A 19,330-nucleotide genomic window follows, 5' to 3' on the forward strand; every position below is an offset into this window, starting at 1 on the left:
CATGAAGCTCTATGGCTATTTTCACAGCTCGGCCGCCTATCGCGTGCGCATTGCCTTAAACCTAAAAGGTTTGACCTATGAACACGTAGGCGTGCATTTACTCAATAACGGCGGCGAGCAACGCAGCGATGCCTATAAGGCGCTGAACCCCAGCGCCTTGGTACCGACGCTGGTGGACGGCGACTTGGCCTTGGGTCAGTCGCTGGCCATCCTCGAGTATTTAGAGGAGGCCTATCCACACACGCTTGCCCTGCTGCCGCAGCCAGTGGCTGATCGAGCAAGGGTACGGGCCTTTGCCGCCAGCATTGCCTGCGACCTCCACCCTTTAAACAATCTGCGCGTGCTGGGCTATTTAAGCCAACAGTTGGCCGTTAGCGCCGAACAGAAGTCAGCCTGGTACGCCCATTGGGTACAACAAGGCTTCAGCGCCCTTGAAGCCCAGTTGAGCGGCAGCGACAGCCCGTTTTGCTTTGGCGATACGCCCAGCTTTGCCGACTGCTGCTTAATACCGCAGCTTTACAACGCCAAACGTTTTAACCTTGATCTGAGCGCCTATCCCACCCTGATGCGCATTGATCAGCATTGCCACACCCTAGACGCATTCCAACAAGCTGCACCAGAACATCAACCCGATGCGGTCTAACAAGGAGAACTAAAATGAGCTTTAAAATCAAACAAATTCACCACGTCGCCTACCGTTGCAAAGACGCCAAAGAAACCGTCGAATGGTATAAAAAAATGCTTAATATGGACTTCATTTTGGCCTTTGCCGAAGACCATGTGCCGTCGACTAAAGCCTTCGACCCTTATATGCACGTCTTCCTCGATGCCGGCATGGGCAACGTCTTGGCCTTTTTTGAGCTACCCACCCAGCCAGACATGGGCCGCGATGAAAACACGCCGTCATGGGTACAGCATTTGGCCCTATTGGTGGCCGACCGCGAAGAGCTGATTAAGGCCAAAGACCATTTGGAAGCCAACGGCGTTAAAGTACTGGGCGTCACCAATCATGGTATTTTCCACTCGATTTACTTTTTTGACCCGAACGGCCATCGTCTTGAATTAACCTACGACGACGAAGCCGCGCCGGAAAAAATCAGCCGCATCACCGAAGAACTAAAGCAAGAAATGCTCGAAGAATGGTCACAAACCAAACGCGCACCCAAACACACACACTTTTTACACGCCAGTGAACTAGACGGCAGCCATTAAGCCGCAGCATTGGTTACCCGCATGCCTAGGCGCCTAGGCATGCGCCTCACCTTATTCGGCGAAGGAGCGTCAAAGCATCACCCATAATCATAAGAATACAAAACCAAAACGTGCCACCCCATAATCATAGTCAAAACGGGGCACGAAACATCGACAAAGAGAGAACCCTTAGGAGGAATCAACCATGAATCACCACACCCTCAATGTGACCACGGTCATAGATGAGCAGAAGCTCGGGCGCCGCCAAATCATGATTTTACTGATGTGCGGATTGCTGATGATTTTAGATGGCTTTGACATTCAGGCCATTGGCTACGTCGCCCCCGCCATCATGCAAGAATGGAATTTAGACAAGGCAGTGCTGGGCCCTATCTTTGGTGCCGGCCTCTTTGGCCTGTTGCTGGGTTCGCTGATTTTCAGCGTCGCCTCAGACAAGCTTGGCCGTCGTCCGGTTTTAATTGCCACCACCTTTTTCTTCTCTGTGTGCATGCTGATCACGCCATTGGCCGACACGGTCGAACACCTAGCATGGATTCGCTTCATCACAGGCCTAGGCTTAGGCGCCATCATGCCCAACGCCATGGCGCTGTCGGGTGAAATTACCCCCAAACACCAGCGCATCTCAGTGATGATGCTGATTTCAGGCGGCTTTACCGCTGGGGCGCTTTTAGGCGGCCTGATTGCCGCCGCCATCATTCCGCGCTGGGGCTGGGAATCAGTGTTCATCATCGGCGGCATCCTGCCGATGTTATTGAGCATTTTGATGCTGTTTACCCTACCAGAATCGCTGCAATTCTTGAAAACCAAGCCAGAAAATACGCCCAAAATCAAGAAAACCCTGCGTGCGTTTTTCCCACACTTGGCCATGGATGAGCACACCCAAATTGAAGCCAGCGTCAGCACCGAATCGAAAGTGCCGTTTGTGGCGTTGTTCCAACACAACCGCACGTTCTTCACCCTGACCATTTGGCTCATCAGCCTATTGAACATGATCGGCCTATACTTTTTATCCAACTGGCTGCCTACTTTGGCCAAAACCTCGGGCTTCGACTTAGAGCAAGCCGTTTTACTGGGCGCCATGCTGCAACTGGGCGGGCTATTGGGTACGATCTTATTGGGCCGCTGGATTGATAAGAATGGCTTTTATAAAATTCTGGTGCCGTCTTTTATTCTGGCCACTTGCTCAGTGGGCTTGATTGGCACTTTAGTAGGCTCAACCGCCGCCCTCTTCGCCACCGTTTTTGTGGCCGGCTTTACCGTAATCGGCAGCCAGCCCGCAATTAACGCCTTGGCCGCTAACTTCTACCCAACCGAACTACGCACCACCGGCGTGGGCTGGAGCTTGGGCATCGGCCGCATCGGCTCAGTGATTGGCCCAGTATTGGGCGGCCAATTAGTGGCCATGAACTTGGGCATGTCGTCGCTGTTCATTTTTGTCGCGATTCCGTCGGTGGCCATCATCGCCGTGCTGCTGATCCAAAAATCAGGCTTGAAGCGTCGCCAAATGGCTTAAAGTCAGCTCGAAACAAAAAACGGCAGGCCTTTAGCCTGCCGTTTTTGTGCCTATGCCCCTTAAAAACCCTATCGTCTTAGCGCCCTATCACGACCAGCCCTTAACCCATCATTGCCACCTCGGCCTATATCGACCTTCATCAACATGGCCACGACGACAAAGACGTGCAAGCAACCGAATTTATGCTTACAATCAAACCGAATACTTTTAAATCAATTATGAACAAGGAATCCTCATGATGACCATCGGCGTCTTTTCCTACCTCAGCCTTGGCGCTGGCCAGCTTTACACTCCTTTAATCATGGCTCTAATGCAGTACAACGGCTGACCCTACAGCCAAACAAAAAAAACCCTGCCGCGAACGGCAGGGTAAAGATGCCAGCCCATGAAGCTTATGGCCGACACCGTTTGGCACCAGCGTCAAACCATTTATTCTGGCGCCAAAAGCTTTTTGCCCTGCCATAGCGTCAAAGCACACACCAAAAGGCCAACCACCGTCGACAGCACATACACCACTTGATAGCTGCTGGCGTTGGCGATGCGCAGCGATAAAAAACCCGCCACATAAGCCCCACCAATCATTACGGTAAACTGTAACGAACTGTCTAAGGTGGCCCATTCGGCGCTGGCCTTATCCATAAATAAAGCCATCACAATCGGCAGCAACAGGGTATACCCCATGCTCAAAGCGATCACCAACACCATGATCATGTTCGGGTGCAGGCTTGATAACTGGCCTAAAAAAATAAACCCGCTCAAAATCACCGTCTGCCCCAATAGAATGCTCAACACCAGCTGATGGCGCGTATAGCGGCGCATCAATACCCCGGCCAGCGGCGCCACCGCCACGCAGGCAATGGGAACGTAAATCGCCAACACCGTGCCAATTTTTGCGGCCGTCCAGCCTAAATCGCTCAGCTGTGGAATAAACGTGGTCGCCACCAGGCCATAGGGCATGCATGAAAACAGCAGCAGCCACAGCCACGGCAGGCCCGTATTGGGCTGGCGCCAATACGACACAATGCGCCCACACAGCTGCCGCCAACCATAACCACTCTTCGCGGCAACCTGCACGGCCAAAGGCGTACGGTATCGATACAGCTGTAGCCATATCAGCATCGACAGCCCCATCACCAAACCAATCGCCGCATGCCATCCCCAGCGCTGGTATACCAACAGCACCAGCCCTCCGCCGATCATCTTGCCCAAACGCGCCGCCAAGACTTGAATCACCCCGCCGAAGCCGCGTTCTTGAAACGACAGCAAAGCACAGTTCAGGCCCAAGGTCGCACAGCCAAACACCACACTCATGACGCTGAGGGTGAAACAGGCCAGCAGCAGCAAGGCGTAGTGCTGCTGCGGGTCAATCAGCCACAGCAAGCCCAAGGCCAGCCAGATCACGCTGGTTGAGCACAGCAACCAAAACCGAAAATGACCATGTGCGCCCCAGCGAAAGCGTTCGATGAATAAGGAAAAAAACACCTTGCCCAGCTCCACCGCCGCCAGTAAATACACCCAGCTGAGCTGGTTTAGACTAAAGCCGCTTTGCTTAAGCATGGTGATGAGGCCCACCATGTAAAAGCCCACGATGGTGAATTTAAAATTGCTCAGGCTCAACAGCAGCAGCCAATCGCGACGACGCATATTTGCTTGTCCCATCTCGATGTCCTCTCTAGGCCTCTTGCGCCTGGTCGCCCCACAGCACGCCTTGGTGTTGTACCTGCCAAAAGCCTGCGTATTGGCCCTTCAACGCCAACAATTGTGCGTGTCTACCCTGTTCCACCACTTCGCCGTCGTCCAACACAAAAATTTGCTGGGCGCCCACCACGGTGGACAATCGATGGGCAATCACCAAGATGGTTTTATTTTTCACCAGAGCATCCAGTGCCTTTTGAACGGCTAATTCGTTTTTAGTGTCTAAGGCAGCCGTTGGTTCATCTAAGATCAAGATGGGCGCATCTTTCAAAATGGCGCGCGCAATGGCGATGCGCTGCTTTTCACCGCCCGATAGACTGCTGCCGATGTCGGCCAAAGGCGTGGCATAGCCTTCTGGTAAGCGGCTGATGAACTCATGGCACTGAGCCTGCTTGGCAGCGGCCATCACTTCTTCATCACCTGCATTGGGCTTGGCCATGCGAATATTGTTCAAAATGCTGTCTTGAAACAGGTAGACGTCTTGAAACACCACCGCAATCAGGCTCATTAATTGGCTTTGGCTCATGTCACGCACGTCCACGCCACCAATTTTAACTGAGCCCGTATCGGGGTCGGCGTAACGTAAAATCATCCGCGTCAACGTGGTTTTACCCGAACCGCTGCTGCCCACGAGAGCGGTGAAGGATTGCTCCGGAATGGTCAGATTCACGTTGCGTAACGAAGCCTTGGCGTCGGCGCCATAAGCAAAGCCCACGTTTTCAAATTTAATGTCGTAACGTGTGGGCATCTGCGCACACTGCTTTTCCACCAGACTAGGCTGAGCCATTAAGTCTTGCAGCTTTTCGCTGCCAATCACAAAAATCTCCAGCAGCGACGACATTTGCACAAAGAAATTAAGCATGTCCGATGCGCGTGCCACGATGACCAAAGCCGTCGCCAACAGCAAATACGACGCCGAACCACCGCCCACCCAAATCATGCCCAACAGCATGATCAACACCAAGCCCACTTGAACCGTAGAGGTAATGATGAGGTTCGGCACTTCGCCTTTTTTGGTACCATAGCTCTGTATCGCTGCCACGTCTTTGGCCACTTGGCTAAACTGGCTTTGCTTACTGTCGACCTGGCCGGTCGACTTTAAAACGTCTAGGCCTTGAATGTATTCAATCGCTTCGCCTTTCAATTGACCATTGGCCTCAGCCAAAATACTGAAGCCGCGCCGAAACGCACGCCGACGCCATAGGTATAACGGGATTGCCAAAGGAAACACCACTAACATAATGGCGGCAAAACGCCAGTCGTATAGGCCTAGGGTCAGCGCTGCCGCCAGCGGAATCACGATGCCGTAGATGATGCTGGTGATCAGGGTAAAGGCATAGCCAGCCGCCTCATTCACGCTTTGCACCAAAATGGCGTTGATCTCTCCCGAGCGCTGATTACTCAAATGCAGCAGCGGAATCTCGCGTAGCTTCTTGCCTAAATCGTGGCGCAGCTGGTGAATCGCCTTATTGGCGTAGCCCTTAGTGTCGTAATCCTCAGACCACATGCGCGTGAGGCAGCTGACCAGCAACAGCCCCACCAACAGGCTTAAAATAGGCTGTATTTGAGCCCAATCTTGCGCCACCAAGGCCTCAAAAAAGGGATAGAGTAAGCCCAGCGACACCCCGAACAGCACCGCTGTCAGCGTGGCCAAACCCAGGCAGCGCAGCAGCTTGCCCTTTTGATCGCCGGCCGAATGAATCAGCTGGCCATAGGTGTTCCAGACCGTTTGCACGGTTCTGGTTTTTTGATTGGTATAGTTTCTTTTCATCACTTGTCCTGCCTTAAACGGTGAGTGACCACGATTGAGATTGCTGATAGTCAGACCACAGCTGTTGATAGGCCTCAGATTCGGCCAAAAGCGCTGCATGGCGGCCTTGAGCAATCACCTGCCCCTCTTGTAAATACACAATCTGATCGGCGTGGATGATGGTCGAAAGTCGATGAGCAATCATGATCACGGTTTTATCCTGCATTAACTGATTGAACGCCTTCATCAACAAGGCTTCATTTTGCGCGTCGGAAAACGCCGTTGGTTCATCCAACACCAAAATCGGACGGTCTTGTAAAAAAGCGCGCGCAATCGTCAGGCGCTGCTTTTGCCCGCCAGACAGCAGCTGGCCACGTTCGCCCACCTTGGTGTGATACTGCTCAGGCAAGGTCATGATGAAGTCGTGAATTTCCGCCAGCTTGGCCGCAGCCACCACAGCCTCATCATCGGCATCTAGGCCATAGCGAATATTGTCGGCGATCGAGCAAGAAAATAAGAAGTTGTCTTGAAACACAAACGAGCAGCGCGACATCAGCTCGTCCTGCGTCATTTCACGCACGTCTACCCCACCGATGCTGATGCGCCCAGCGCTGACGTCCCAAAAGCGCGGCAGCAGATTCATCAGCGTGGTTTTACCCGAGCCAGAACTGCCGACGATGGCGGTAAAGCTATGCTCGGGGATGCTGAGACTCACCTGACTCAAGACGTCTGGGCCGGCCTCATGATAGCGAAACGACACGTTTTCATAGCGAATGTGATGATTGATGGGGGTTTGGGGTACATCAGGCTCAACCAAAGCCGCCTGCGCTTCTAGTTCAAAAATCCGCTCAATCGACGCGCGCGACTTTTCCAACAGCTGGTGCAGGCCCATATAGGGATGCATGGTTTCCACAATGCCGGCAGCCAAGAGCAAGAAGGCAAAGAAGGTGGTAAACGACAGCTCGTAGTGAAACGACAAATAGGTACCGACCAGCAACAAAAAAATCTGCATCGGCATGGGCGTAAACAGCGTACGCGCCAAGCGCATGGTGACGCCAATCTTATTCAGCCATCGCTGCATCACGCTATCGTAATTTTCCAGCGCATCGTGGTAGCGACTGTAAGAGCTTTCACCGGCATCAAAAGTACGCACCGTGGCCATGCCCTGCACGTATTCAATGATGGCGCCATTCACCTGAGCCAGAGCTTGGCTGTACAGCCGACGATAGGCGCGGCCTTTGCGCATCAGCAGCTTTAAGGTCACAAACACCAACACCGAAAACCCCAGCACCGCTAAAGCCAGGCGCCAATCGAGGTAAAACAGCACCACAAACACCAATACCGGCGTCACGTAGGCTTCGGCTTTCAGCGGCGGCGCATCGGCAATATAAGAATGCAGCGCCTGCACGTCGTCCAACATGACTTTAGCCAAAGCCCCCGTCCCCACTTGGCGCACATAGCCTATAGGCAGCTGGCTGATTTTTTTAGCCAGCCGCTGGCGCAAAATTTCTTCGAGCCGAAAAGCGGCATAATGCGATTGATCGTGGGCGCGAATCTTCAAGGTGTAATACGCTACCGTCAGCGCCAACAGCGCCCCCACCAGCCAATAATGATTGCCTTCCATGCCTTGGCCCAAGACGTAGATCACCGCCACCATCAACAGCCAAATGGCGATTTTCATGACTTGCGCCAGCGATGTCAGCACCATCGAGCGGCGTAACTGCCCTGCCACCGGAGCATAAATTGTTTTGTGTTTCATAAACCTACCTTTTAAAACTGATATTCTGCGGTCACGCCGACGGCACGAGGACGCTGTACCAGCGCATCGTGGCGATCTTTTGCAGGAATGAAAATGTCGTGGCCAGAATCAAAAATATTGTGGGCATAAAGACCAATTCGGCCAGACTTGAAGCGATAGCCGGCATACAGATTCACCTGGGTGTAGGCATCAATCTTGCCTAGGCTGTCGTTTTGATAGTTTGAGTAATAATCACCGATGTAGCGCACGTCGCCGCCCACGTCCCAGCCGTTGCCAAACTGGTAGTCCACACCACTACTTAAGGTCAACGACGGCGCTCGAGTCAGCTGATTGCCTTCTAGGCCGCTGTCGGCATAGCGCTTAATCTTGGTTTTTAACACCCCGACCGAACCGAGTACTTTCAATTTAGCGGTGGCATGCCAACTGCCTGAAAATTCCGCGCCATAGGTATGCACTTTTTCGGCATTGCGAATCGCCACCGAGCCCACGCCCAAGTAGTAAGGCAGCTGCATGTCTTTATAATCATTAAAGAATACATTGCTGCTTAACTCAAAGCGGCGCTCATCATTGCGGTAACGGTGATACAGCTCATAATTCCACACGTATTCTGGATCAAAGGCATAGCTCACAATGGGTTGATCAAACGTAATGCCGGCGCCGCCAGGGTTGTAGCCGCGCGACACTTGAACGCCCGCCACCGTCTGGTCAGAAGGCTTCCAAGCCAAATCCACGCGAGGTAAAAACACCGTTAGGGTTTTATCCAGATCGACGCGCACATTGTTGCTGCCGCCGTGGCGCTGGTGCGATTCCCGCTCAATGCGGCTGGCTAAGGTCACGTCAAACGTTGGCGTGGCGGCAAACGTCAATTCACCAAAAATCGCCTGTGTTTTGGTTTTGTCATCGAAATAATTCCGATTCGGCATCAAATCCACGGTTTCATCCTGCTTACCGGCAAAATAATGCAGCCCCACCAAACCGCTCAGCCTTTTGTCTTCAGTGTTAAACCGCAGCATCGGCTCGATCTGCACTTCATGTCCATCTAGCTTTGCCGGCGTGCCCTTAGGCATCGGCAAAGCGAGGCGATCATTGTCAAACTGGGTGTAAATGAATTTGTTTTCAAACGACCACTGCGGATTGAGGCGATAATGCACGTCCCAAATGCCGCTGGTGGCCGAGGTTTCGAACACCGGGCGCTCGGGCGAATAGCGCATGCTGCCGGGGTTGTCTAAAGCCTCGTTTTGCGGCGCGCGCGATTTCACATGGTTGATCGTGAGACGGCTGTAAAAGTCGGGGAAGGCTGACGGCGTAAACAGTAGCTTGGCGCGAGTCGTCGTGGTTTCAATTTTGCGTGGGTCACCGGCCTCGGGGTAATATTTCAGCTTCACAAAGCTCTCACGCTTTTGCCTGTCGACGCTGAGGCGGAACGACAGTTCCTCTTCAATCAACGGCCCCGACACCATGGCCGCGGTCTGGCTGCTGTTTTGATTGCCGACGCCCAGCTTCACTGCCCCCTCCCACACATCACTCGGGTCGTTAGAGGTTAAAACAATGGCGCCAGCAATGGCGTTCTTACCTTGGGCCAAGCTTTGCGGCCCGCGTAAAACCTCAACTTGCTTGATGTCCCACAGCGACTGGCTACCAAAGGCAAATTCATTATAAGTGGCCGAACGGCCATCCACGGCAAGGTTTAGCCGTGGCCGCGTTCCGGCAAAAAACGCCACCGCCCCTTGAGCCGGCCCTGAGCCATCAATGCCCCGAACCGTGGGCAAATCATTGCCCGAACCTAAATCAACGGTGTTGACCGTCATTTTCAATACGTCTGAGGCCGTGGTGGGATTGGCACTGGTTTTCAAACGCTTACGGTCAAAAACGTCGACGCTGGTGCTGGTGTCAAACTTCGTACGCTTATTTTTTTCGCCCATCACCACCACATCCGTCAGCTGCGCTTCCGGCTCTGGCGTATCCGCTAAAGCATGGGGTTGAGAAAGGGTGTATACACCCGCGGCAAGGGCCAAACTGAGTTTTTTTATGTTCACAAGGCAAACCATATTAAGGATCTTTTAAGCCACTCACGGCCAAGCTTAAAAGACAGATTGATGAAATGAACCGACGATACTTTACAAAATACGTATAAATTTACTAATTTTGTAAATATACTCATTTAATGTTAATATTGCAAATCATTCTTATTTAGATCGACATAAAAAAATCAGACTCAGCACCGCCGCGGTATCGCCTCTAGACAGGGCGTTATATAATGCGGCCAACAATCATCAAAAATAACAAAATCTTAGACCGAGATCCGCATGCAAAAAACCAACCGGACACAGCAAGACCTCTACCAAGCCGCCCTCGTGCTGTTTTCGCAACACGGCTGGCTACGGGTGTCGATTGAAGACATCTGCGCCGAAGCGCAGACCAGTCGGGTAACCTTTTATAAATATTTTAGAAATAAAAAAGACATACTTAAAGAAATTCTGGTCGACCACAAAGATCGAATCCGCGCCGGCTTCACCCGCTTAGCCGATCAAGAATCCACGCTAGAGGCCATTATTACCGGCATTTACGCCCTACAAAAACAGGCCTTGAATTCACTGTACTCACCGCCTATGCTGCACGACATGGCCCATCATAAAGACCCAGAACTGACGGCTTTTTTTAAAGCTCTAGAAGCCGATAAATACGCCTTCATGGCGCAGTTTTTTCACGGTTTACAGCAAAAGAAGTTAATCAATGAGCGCTTTCCCGTCCCCTTGATGAACGCCTATCTGCAACTCATCGATCAGATGATGCACAGCCCCACAGTACAGGCTGAGTATCAAGACAAGCTGACCCAGCTACCCGAAGATGTGCTGCAGCTGATCATTTATGGGTTTGCACCGCGCGATTAGTTGACGTCGGCAGGCACGCTACGCCTTACCCACCCCATAGCGCATATTTTTCTGACATCTGCGCCCCAATCTTGTATGCTAATGACTTAAAAATGGGCCTATGGCGTGGCCCATTCCCATGATGACGTACACAACGTCACTGCTACAGGAGTCAAGCTATGTCTCAGAATGCCCACCACAACCGTCAATGGCTATTGGCCGCTCGACCGCACGGCCAGCCTCAGCCGCAGCATTTTCGCTTAAACCAAGCCACCTTGCCGACGCCTAAAGCCGGCGAGATTCTGTTGCGCACCGTGTATTTATCCATCGATCCCTATATGCGGGGCCGCATGAGCGATGCGCCTTCCTACGCCGAACCTGTCGCCGTGGGCGGCATCATGGTCGGCGCCACCGTTTGTCGCGTACAGCAATCGGAGCATCCCGACTTTGAAGCCGGTGAATGGGTTGTGGCCTACGGCGGCTGGCAAGACTATTTTTGCAGCAACGGCAGCGATTTATTAAAGCTGCCGCCTGATTTAGCCCACCCTTCTTACGCCCTGGGTATTTTAGGCATGCCTGGGTTTACCGCCTATATGGGCCTACTCGACATTGGCCAGCCCAAGATCGGTGAAACCTTGGTCGTGGCCGCCGCTACTGGCCCCGTCGGCGCCACCGTGGGGCAAATCGCCAAAATCAAAGGCGCAAAAGTGGTGGGTGTGGCCGGTGGCCCAGAGAAATGCCAACACGCCGTGGGCGTTTTGGGCTTTGACGCCTGCCTCGACCATCGAGCGCCGGACTTTGCCGAACAGCTTAAAGCCGCCTGCCCTAAAGGCATTGACGTGTATTATGAAAACGTCGGTGGTAAGGTGTTTGACGCCGTTTTGCCGCTGCTCAATAGCTGTGCCCGCATCCCGGTTTGTGGCTTAATTTCACAATACAACCTCACCGAATTACCGCCTGGGCCCGATCGTCTGTCTCTACTCATGGCCACCATTTTGACCAAGCGCATCAGTATGCGTGGCTTCATCGTGTTTGATGACTACGGCCCCGAGTTTCCTGAATTCATGCAGCAAATGAGCGAATGGCTGGCCTCAGGCCAAGTGAAATACCGTGAGCACAGAATAGACGGCTTCGAACAGGCACCACAGGCCTTAATCGACGTATTAAACGGCCACAATTTTGGCAAAGTGGTGATTCAGGTCGGCCCTGATGAATAGCCCGCCAGCAACAAAAAACCAGCCCGAGGGCTGGTTTTGGCGTTCACGCGAAGACCGCTTAAATACATAAGGTTTTGAGCTTCACCGCCTCATCGCTCAGCAAAGTTGCGTCTAATGGCTTTTGCGCCGCTATCAGCTGGCGGCAAAAGCGCACGTCACGACCCATGTTCACCGCCACCGCCCCCACCAAGACACCTGCGTCATCTAAACCAAACAAGATGAACTGATCATTCGCCATCTCACCGCGGCACACCCAGCGATCGGCCGCCATGTCGCCCACAAACTGAATATTAAGCGTGTATTGATCGGTCCAAAACCAGGCCGCTTGATCCTCGGTAGGCGCCAAACCCAAAATCGAACGGGCGATTTTAGCCGCCTGTAGGTTGGCATTTTCCCACGTTTCACGCCGAGTGTAGCTGCCTTCTGCCGCATTAAAGCAGGTGGCCACATCGCCAGCGGCGTAGATTTTGGGGTCATTGGTTTGCGCTTGGCGGTGGTCAATCACGATGCCCTGCTGCGTCACCAAGCCAGCGGCCTCTGCCAGCGCCATATTGGGCACCACGCCAATGCCGTAAATCACATCATCCGCCTTAATCACTTGGCCACTAGCCAGAGTCAGCTGAATCGATCCAGCAGCATCCTTGGTCGCACTGACGATGTCGGCATCTAGGTGAACGCGCACGCCCTGAGCCTGATGGTAGGCCAAGAGATAATCACTGATGGCCACCGGCGCAATGCGCTGCATGACGCGCCCGCCCTGCTCAATCACCGTCACTTCAGCACAACCTAAAGCCATAGCGCTGGCCGCCAGCTCAAGGCCAATCACACCACCACCCACCAGGGCCACGCGCCGATTGGGCTGTAGCACCGAGCGCAGTTTATGGGCATCTTCTAAAGTACGTAAAGTGTGCACTCTATCCGTACCCAAGGCATCCAGCAGCGGCAGTTGGCGAATACGTGCCCCCATACACAACACCAGCTGGGCATAGGCCAAGACTTCACCCGTGTCTAAAGTCACCGTTTCGGCCACGCGGTCGATCGCCACCACGGTGGCACCGCTACGATAATCAATGGCTTGTTCGGCAAAATAAGTCGGCGGCAAGATCGGCGTCGGCGCCGCTTCAGGATTCAATAAGGCATCCTTAGACAGCGGTGGACGTTCATAAGGGTGATGGCCCTCAGCGCCGATCAGCACGATGGGCCCAGCGTAGCCATTTTGGCGTAGGTTCACGCACACCATGCTGCCCGCTTGGCCTGCGCCCACGATGATGATGGGATGAGTCATGTTCATACCGACTCCACTGGCGCCGCCGTCATCATACCCATGCCGGCAATCCATTCTTGGATCGGCTCATAGTATTCAATCGTGGCGTCGTAGGCGCCAAACTCAGACAGCGCCGCAAAAGCCGCAATCCAGGCCCGAATTTCCTGCCCACCCTTGCCGCCTTCAAGCAGAATCTCTTCATTACTTAAGGCTGCCAAGCGCGTAAAATCGCCATCTTTAAACGTTTGCAACAAGGCTTTATCCCATGCTGGATTCAACGGAATCGCCGGGCCTTCGCCACGCGACAAAGCTTGACCAACGGCCACAATTTTATTCTGGCGAGTGGCGCGTGCTTCGGCGCTGGGATTGCGCCCTGCAATCAAAAACTGCTCCACCTCTGGCGGGACGCTGCCCATTTGCGGTGTGGGCGGATCGTGTGATAGCCCACCCGAACCCAAGATCAAAATCCGCTCTTGCCGCTGAGCCAACCATTTTCCGACCGAACGACCCAACGCCACCGCTCGTCGACAAGGCGCTAAAGGGTTAGCGGCCGCATTTAAAAATACGGGAATCGTCGGATAGCGATCGATGTCGCCACACAATAAGGTCAACGGCTGAGTCATGCCGTGATCGGCCTGCATTTGATAGGAATAAGCCACGTCGACATCGCTGTTCAAAACGTGTTCAACCAAGTTCAACGCCAAATCTTGCGGCACCGAAATAGGCCCTGAGCCAATGTCCCAATCGCCAGCAGCCTGAGCACGCACGCCAATGCAGGCGGCCGGCATTAAATCGTAAAAAAAACCATTAAAGTGATCGGGCCCAAACACCACGACAAGCTCGGGATCATAGGCTTTAACTTCATCAGCCAGTCGCGCAAATGCGGCTCTGGCTGCTACTTCCACCTCAGCCGGTGGATGGCAAAAATCCATCATCGGCGTGTGCGACACGCACATTAACTTAACGCTCATGATTACTCCCTTGATGTGTTTTTATTATGTACCGCGGCTTACAGATCAAAGCCACCGGCCGTATGGCGAATGCCGCGTATGCCTAAGCCGGCATCGGCCTGAATCATTACCCCGGTGAGGGTGCGGTTGTTTGCCCGCGAAGCCAAGAGCACAAATGGCCCGGTAAAATCTTCGGGGCTGGGGAAAAACTGCAGCGGCAAAATGCTGGCAATCGCTTCTGGCGTGCGTGAATCCATGATTTTGGTGTCCGCCTGGCCCAGAGCTGCTGGGCCGCGTAAATCACTGGCCATGCCGCAAGGGCCCACGCCGTTCACCCTCACTTTAGGCGCCAATTCATAAGCTAGCTCTCGAATCAAGCCCACGGCGGCATGCTTGCTGGCGGTGTATAAAGGCCCGCCGCCGCCAGGATAGAAAGCCGAATTAGACAGGCTAAAAATCATGCTGCCCTCTGACTCAATCAAAGCCGCCGAGGCCGCCTTAGCGCCCAATAGATAGCCTTTTAAGTTCACCGCAAACAGCTCATCAAAGCCGCTGTCTAAGGCCTCGCCCGATAAAGACACTAGGCTGGCACCGTGATCCCAAATCGCGGCATTGCCGATAAAGCAATCCAAGCGCCCAAAGGCCGCAATGGCCGCCGCAACGGCACGCTCATTGTCAGCGTAACGGCTGACGTCACCTTCAACCGCCACCACTTCGGCACCAAACTGCTGGCGCAGATCGGCCACTTTTTGGGCCGATTTTTCCAAAACGGTTACCTTGGCGCCCTCAGCGATAAAGCGCTGCACCAGAGCCAGCCCAAGGCCAGATCCACCGCCGGTAATCAGCACCGACTGTTCGCTCAACCATCCCATTAGGCTTCTCCCAATTCAACGTAGACCTGATCGTTTTCCACCACCACGGGGTAGGTTTTAATCGGATCAGTGGCCGGCAGACACAGCGCCTGCCCTGAACTCAAGCAAAACCGCGCCGCATGTAAGGGGCATTCCACCGTGCCATCGTCTTCCACATAGCCATCAGACATAGACGCATTGCCGTGGCTACAGCGGTCATTCATGGCGTAAAATTTGCCGCCAGAATGAAACACCGCAATGGCTTCTGGCTGACACGCTACTTTGAGGGCTTCGCCCTCGTCTAAATCTGCCACGGCGCAGACCAATAATCGAGTACTCATTAAAATAAAACGCTTATATTATGTGATGTTAAAACAACCTGATCCAACACGATGTCGCGGCGGCACACCTGCCAACCCAAGGCGCTGTCGGTGCGGCGAATGCGGTCTTGGCGCATGCCGGCGTAATAGGTTTCGTCTCGCTCTTTTTGGGAGCGATACAGCAAATAGTTTAGACGTATGTCAAACTCATCTTCACTGCCTTCAACCGGCGTCACCTGAATATTGGTGAGCAAGTGGCGGGTGCGCGAAGGGGGTTCTTCCGCCCACGCCATGCCCGTTTCCAAACGCGCAATGCGCCGTTCCAGCTGATGCTTGTCTTCATTAAAAATCCAAGTGGTCGGCGGCTGTACCGAACGACGGCGGTCGCGCGTTTGGGCGTTGACGCAGGTGCGCATGGTGTAGTGAATGTCGCTGGCCATCACGTCTAGCCAGTCGCGGAACAGCCAATCGTCCAGCAAGGTCATTTCATGGTATAAAAACTGGCTGATTTCATGATGAAGCGCTAAAGAGACCGTATTCATGGCTGCAAAACCTCCGCTTTAAAAGCTTCTGTGCGTTCGATGACCTCATCCCAATTGTCTGACATTAAGAGATCGGCCCAGCGGCGATAGAGGCCGCGCGCAGCGGTTTCAGAGAAAATATAGTTGGTGATACCGGGGATGCCGTCTTCACGACGTTTTTCGTTGCCGATGCCCATTTCCATGCACAGCGGCGTGTTGCGGGCACGATGGCCGCGCAAGATTTTTTGAATCTCCACCCAGTTTTCTGAATCATCTTGCTCCAAGAAGCCAGCAGGACCAAACGCCCGCGTGGCGCTGCGTTCAAACGCATCTTTAACGTCTTGTGGCGCGTCTTTATCGGCAATACAAAAGGCCCACACCTCTACCTTATTGGCGCCTTTAGGATGCCAAACCCGCAGCGTTGCCGTGCCGTTTAGCCACGACATAGTCGGGAATAAGGTGTTGTGGCCAGCCAAACGCAAGGCCCGCACTTCACCCAAGCGGTCCTCAGCCTCTTGATAGGTGTCGCGAAAATATTGCGACACTTCACCATCCACCCACACGTTGGCGTCGGGCTGTTCGGTGAAGAAAAAGCCAGAGCCGTGGCCATCTTCGCCGTATTGAATCGCGTCTTTGGCGGTTTCCCAAACGGGTCTGGCCGTTTGGCCAGCGCCGAGCTTTTTGTCGGCATCGTCATCGGGCTTAGCACCCAGCACCTGAACCGCAGAGGCATGTGAGAACAGCGCATGATATTGATCGCTGGCGAACTGCTCGGCAGCAAACTTCCAGTTACACTCGATCTCCCATTTTTGTACCCCGCCGATGATTTCGGTGCCGCCTTCACGGCGATCCAATACGCCGTCTAAATACCAGGCCATGTCGCCCATATAGGTCGCCAAATCTGGCGCGCCTTCGTCCCAATTGCCAAAAATAAGGCCTTTATATGAGGCCACGCGCGTCACTTCCTGTAGGCCCCATTTTTCTTTACACAGCCCGTGAGGGTAGGCGCGGGTTTCTAGCGGCACCTCGATGAGGGCACCATCGGTACCGTAAGACCAACCGTGATAAGGACAGGTGAAGGCGCGGGTATTGCCCGAGTCGGCATAGCTCACCCGCATGGAGCGGTGGCGGCACTGATTCAGGAAGGCTTTGATTGTGCCGTCTTTTTGTCGTACAATCACCACGGGATCTTCGCCCATAAATGTATTAAAAAAGTCGCCCGCCTTGGGAATTTGGCTTTCGTGACACAAGAACAACCAACACCGTCCGAACACCCGTTCCAACTCCAGCTCATAAATGGCTGGATCCGTGTAAATGACCGGCGTCACCCGTCCGTTTTTTGCATCGACTAAGGCATTGAAATCAATTGTTGTACTCATAATAAGCACTCCTCCTCTTTTGGTCGTGATTGCGCTTCCAGTTTGCCAACTAGCGCTCATTTATTAGGTGTCTACAAGACTGATTCGATCATCAAGCTTTACGCGTAAACTGTGAAATATTTTGTTTATGTCGCTTGATACTTTTTTTCTATAATTAAAAAAACAAAGGCGAACCAGATGGAGTTACGACACCTACGATATTTCGTGGCGGTGGCAGAGGAACTGAACTTTAGTAAAGCCGCTTTACGGCTATTCACTTCCCAGCCCTCGCTGAGCCAGCAAATCAAAGACCTAGAAGATGAAATTGGGGTGCAGCTGTTTGAGCGCACCAAGCGACGCGTGGACATGACCCCCGAAGGGGAAATATTTCTGCGCGAAGCGAGGCTGACGCTGGAGCAAGCCGAACGGGCCATTCAGCTCACGCGTCAGGCCCACCAAAACCGCAGCCGCCTTTTGTCGGTCGGCTTTGTGCCCGCCGCAGAGGTGAGCGTCTTCCCCCACCTTTTTCCCCAGCTGCGCGCGGCCTTCCCCAATCTAGAGGTCAACCTGCACAGCCTGCCCACCGGCCAGCAGGAACAGGCCTTACTCAATGGCGAAATCGACATCGCCTTTATGCGCCAAATCATCGACAACGATGAGTATGAACACACCGTGGTGTTACAAGAACCACTGGCCCTGCTGCTGCCGACCAACCACCCCTTAGCGGCCAAAACCGTCATTGACGTGGCGGCACTGAACAACGTCGACTTTGTACACTCTGACCCAGCGTACTCTGGCCGACTCTACCCCTTAATCAACCAGTATTTTGACCACCACGGCGTACACATCAACACGGTTCAAAACGCCAGCAATATTTTGCTCAACCTCAACCTAGTCAGCATGGGCCTAGGCTGTACCCTACTGCCGGCCTACACCACGGCGTTGATCAGCGATAAGGTGTGCGTGCGCCCACTCAATCCGCCGCCGCCCCCTATCGACCTTTTGATGGTCTCCCGTAAAGACCACCCCATGCCGGAACTTAAAGCCTTTAAAGCCTTGGTCATAGAGCATTTCGCCTAGGCTATTCCAACCACAATCACCCCGCCCACCAAAGCTTCAGGTCGGCGGGGTTTTTTACGTCGACGCCATTCATACGTCTGGCTTATGAACTAAAAGAAAATAAGTATTGGCGCAAATCGGCATAATTTCCGATTCTTAGTGTTTTCATTGCGTTCACACAAGGATCACTATGTCTACCCCCCTCACCGTTGAAGCCGCCGCGGCGGCTCTACGCGCGGCTCAACAGCAACGTCAGCCGCTCGAGCCCATTAAAGCCCGCTTTGGTGCTGATCAACACAGCATCGACATCGCCTACGCCATTCAAGAAGCCAACACCGAGCACGCCCTCGCCGCAGGTCAACGCTTAGTCGGTCGTAAAATCGGCCTCACCTCGCCCAAAGTTCAGCAGCAGCTCGGCGTAGGCGAACCCGATTTTGGCATGCTGTTCGCCGACATGGCCGTTGGCCAAGGCATGCCCGTATCGCTGCAATCGCTGATTTTGCCCAAGGTAGAGGCCGAAATCGCCCTCGTCATCGGCCGCGACCTCAAGCATGAGCGCCACACCTACGCCGACATCATCGGCGCCACCGAATACGCCCTACCCGCCATTGAAATCGTGGACAGCCGCATCGCCGACTGGCGCATCAGCCTCTTCGACACCGTCGCCGACAATGCCTCCAGCGCACGCTTTGTCTTAGGCAGCCAGCCAGTTTTGCTGCGCGACGTAGACGTAGCCGAATGCGCCATGCAGATGACCGACCAGAACGGCCAAATCGTGGCCAGCGGCGAAGGCACCCAATGCCTATACAACCCTTTAAATGCCGCCATTTGGCTGGCTGATCTGATGGTGGCGCGCGGCCGCCCCCTATTGGCCGGCGACATCATTTTGACCGGCGCCCTTGGCCCCATGGTGGCCGTCACCGCCCCTAACCGTTTTAGCGTCAACATCGCCCAACTGGGTACGGTGACGACAGAATTTGTGCGATAACCC

The 19,330-nt window shown here is 53.7% G+C and carries 17 protein-coding genes; 7 read left to right on the forward strand and 10 right to left on the reverse strand.

The genetic code is table 11. The features are described 5' to 3' along the window. Window position 1 precedes the first annotated feature (1 nt). From maiA to AB8Q18_10150, 3 genes are all read left to right on the forward strand, one after another. A complete protein-coding gene (gene maiA, locus AB8Q18_10140) occupies window positions 2-643 on the forward strand; it encodes a maleylacetoacetate isomerase (protein XDZ50555.1) in 642 nt (213 codons plus the stop codon). Window positions 644-657: 14 nt separating this feature from the next. Continuing rightward, window positions 658-1,212, forward strand: coding sequence for a VOC family protein (locus AB8Q18_10145; GenBank protein ID XDZ50556.1), 555 nt, complete (start codon window positions 658-660; stop codon window positions 1,210-1,212). A gap of 184 nt (window positions 1,213-1,396) precedes the next feature. Beyond that, on the forward strand, window positions 1,397-2,725 hold the full coding sequence (locus AB8Q18_10150; protein XDZ50557.1) for an MFS transporter: 1,329 nt from the start codon (window positions 1,397-1,399) through the stop codon (window positions 2,723-2,725). A 429-nt stretch (window positions 2,726-3,154) separates the two neighbouring features. Here the strand turns inward: AB8Q18_10150 and AB8Q18_10155 are convergent, their stop codons facing one another. From AB8Q18_10155 to AB8Q18_10170, 4 genes are read right to left on the reverse strand one after another with little or no spacing between them, the layout of a single operon-like run. Beyond that, the gene (locus AB8Q18_10155) at window positions 3,155-4,384 is read right to left on the reverse strand and encodes an MFS transporter (GenBank protein XDZ50558.1); all 1,230 of its coding nucleotides are present in this window, start codon (window positions 4,382-4,384) and stop codon (window positions 3,155-3,157) included. A 13-nt stretch (window positions 4,385-4,397) separates the two neighbouring features. Continuing rightward, window positions 4,398-6,191 carry an ABC transporter ATP-binding protein gene (locus tag AB8Q18_10160; GenBank protein XDZ50559.1) on the reverse strand — a complete coding sequence of 598 codons (1,794 nt, stop codon included), beginning with the start codon at window positions 6,189-6,191 and terminating at the stop codon, window positions 4,398-4,400. 13 nt (window positions 6,192-6,204) lie between these two features. Continuing rightward, the gene (locus tag AB8Q18_10165) at window positions 6,205-7,929 is read right to left on the reverse strand and encodes an ABC transporter ATP-binding protein (GenBank protein XDZ50560.1); all 1,725 of its coding nucleotides are present in this window, start codon (window positions 7,927-7,929) and stop codon (window positions 6,205-6,207) included. 11 nt (window positions 7,930-7,940) lie between these two features. Then, the gene (locus AB8Q18_10170; protein ID XDZ50561.1) at window positions 7,941-9,965 is read right to left on the reverse strand and encodes a TonB-dependent receptor; all 2,025 of its coding nucleotides are present in this window, start codon (window positions 9,963-9,965) and stop codon (window positions 7,941-7,943) included. Between the two features lie 270 nt (window positions 9,966-10,235). Here AB8Q18_10170 and AB8Q18_10175 point away from each other — a divergent pair, with 270 nt between their 5' ends. Both AB8Q18_10175 and AB8Q18_10180 read left to right on the forward strand, forming a co-directional pair. Next, a complete protein-coding gene (locus AB8Q18_10175) occupies window positions 10,236-10,820 on the forward strand; it encodes a TetR/AcrR family transcriptional regulator (GenBank protein XDZ50562.1) in 585 nt (194 codons plus the stop codon). A gap of 158 nt (window positions 10,821-10,978) precedes the next feature. Next, window positions 10,979-12,016 carry an NADP-dependent oxidoreductase gene (locus AB8Q18_10180; GenBank protein XDZ50563.1) on the forward strand — a complete coding sequence of 346 codons (1,038 nt, stop codon included), beginning with the start codon at window positions 10,979-10,981 and terminating at the stop codon, window positions 12,014-12,016. A 58-nt stretch (window positions 12,017-12,074) separates the two neighbouring features. Here AB8Q18_10180 and hcaD read toward each other — a convergent pair whose 3' ends face one another. From hcaD to hcaE, 6 genes are read right to left on the reverse strand one after another with little or no spacing between them, the layout of a single operon-like run. Next, window positions 12,075-13,307, reverse strand: coding sequence for a 3-phenylpropionate/cinnamic acid dioxygenase ferredoxin--NAD(+) reductase subunit (hcaD, locus tag AB8Q18_10185; GenBank protein XDZ50564.1), 1,233 nt, complete (start codon window positions 13,305-13,307; stop codon window positions 12,075-12,077). Continuing rightward, window positions 13,304-14,251 (reverse strand): 3-carboxyethylcatechol 2,3-dioxygenase, encoded by a 948-nt coding sequence (locus AB8Q18_10190; GenBank protein ID XDZ50565.1) that lies wholly within the window; start codon window positions 14,249-14,251, stop codon window positions 13,304-13,306. The genes hcaD and AB8Q18_10190 overlap by 4 nt, the downstream gene beginning before the upstream one ends. Before the next feature lie 38 nt (window positions 14,252-14,289). Further along, window positions 14,290-15,102 carry a 3-phenylpropionate-dihydrodiol/cinnamic acid-dihydrodiol dehydrogenase gene (gene hcaB, locus AB8Q18_10195; protein XDZ50566.1) on the reverse strand — a complete coding sequence of 271 codons (813 nt, stop codon included), beginning with the start codon at window positions 15,100-15,102 and terminating at the stop codon, window positions 14,290-14,292. Continuing rightward, window positions 15,102-15,422, reverse strand: coding sequence for a 3-phenylpropionate/cinnamic acid dioxygenase ferredoxin subunit (hcaC, locus tag AB8Q18_10200; protein XDZ50567.1), 321 nt, complete (start codon window positions 15,420-15,422; stop codon window positions 15,102-15,104). The genes hcaB and hcaC overlap by 1 nt, the downstream gene beginning before the upstream one ends. Next, on the reverse strand, window positions 15,422-15,943 hold the full coding sequence (gene hcaF, locus AB8Q18_10205; GenBank protein XDZ50568.1) for a 3-phenylpropionate/cinnamic acid dioxygenase subunit beta: 522 nt from the start codon (window positions 15,941-15,943) through the stop codon (window positions 15,422-15,424). Before hcaF ends, hcaC begins: the two co-directional genes overlap by 1 nt. After that, the gene (gene hcaE, locus AB8Q18_10210; GenBank protein ID XDZ50569.1) at window positions 15,940-17,301 is read right to left on the reverse strand and encodes a 3-phenylpropionate/cinnamic acid dioxygenase subunit alpha; all 1,362 of its coding nucleotides are present in this window, start codon (window positions 17,299-17,301) and stop codon (window positions 15,940-15,942) included. Before hcaE ends, hcaF begins: the two co-directional genes overlap by 4 nt. Window positions 17,302-17,478: 177 nt before the next feature. Between hcaE and hcaR the strand changes: the two genes are divergently transcribed. Further along, window positions 17,479-18,360 (forward strand): DNA-binding transcriptional regulator HcaR, encoded by an 882-nt coding sequence (gene hcaR, locus AB8Q18_10215; protein XDZ50570.1) that lies wholly within the window; start codon window positions 17,479-17,481, stop codon window positions 18,358-18,360. Between the two features lie 169 nt (window positions 18,361-18,529). Further along, entirely contained in the window at window positions 18,530-19,327 is a 798-nt protein-coding gene (locus AB8Q18_10220; GenBank protein XDZ50571.1) for a 2-keto-4-pentenoate hydratase, read from the forward strand. The last annotated feature ends 3 nt before the right edge of the window (window positions 19,328-19,330 follow it).

This window comes from Neisseriaceae bacterium CLB008, from assembly GCA_041228285.1.
GTDB lineage: Bacteria > Pseudomonadota > Gammaproteobacteria > Burkholderiales > Neisseriaceae > JAGNPU01.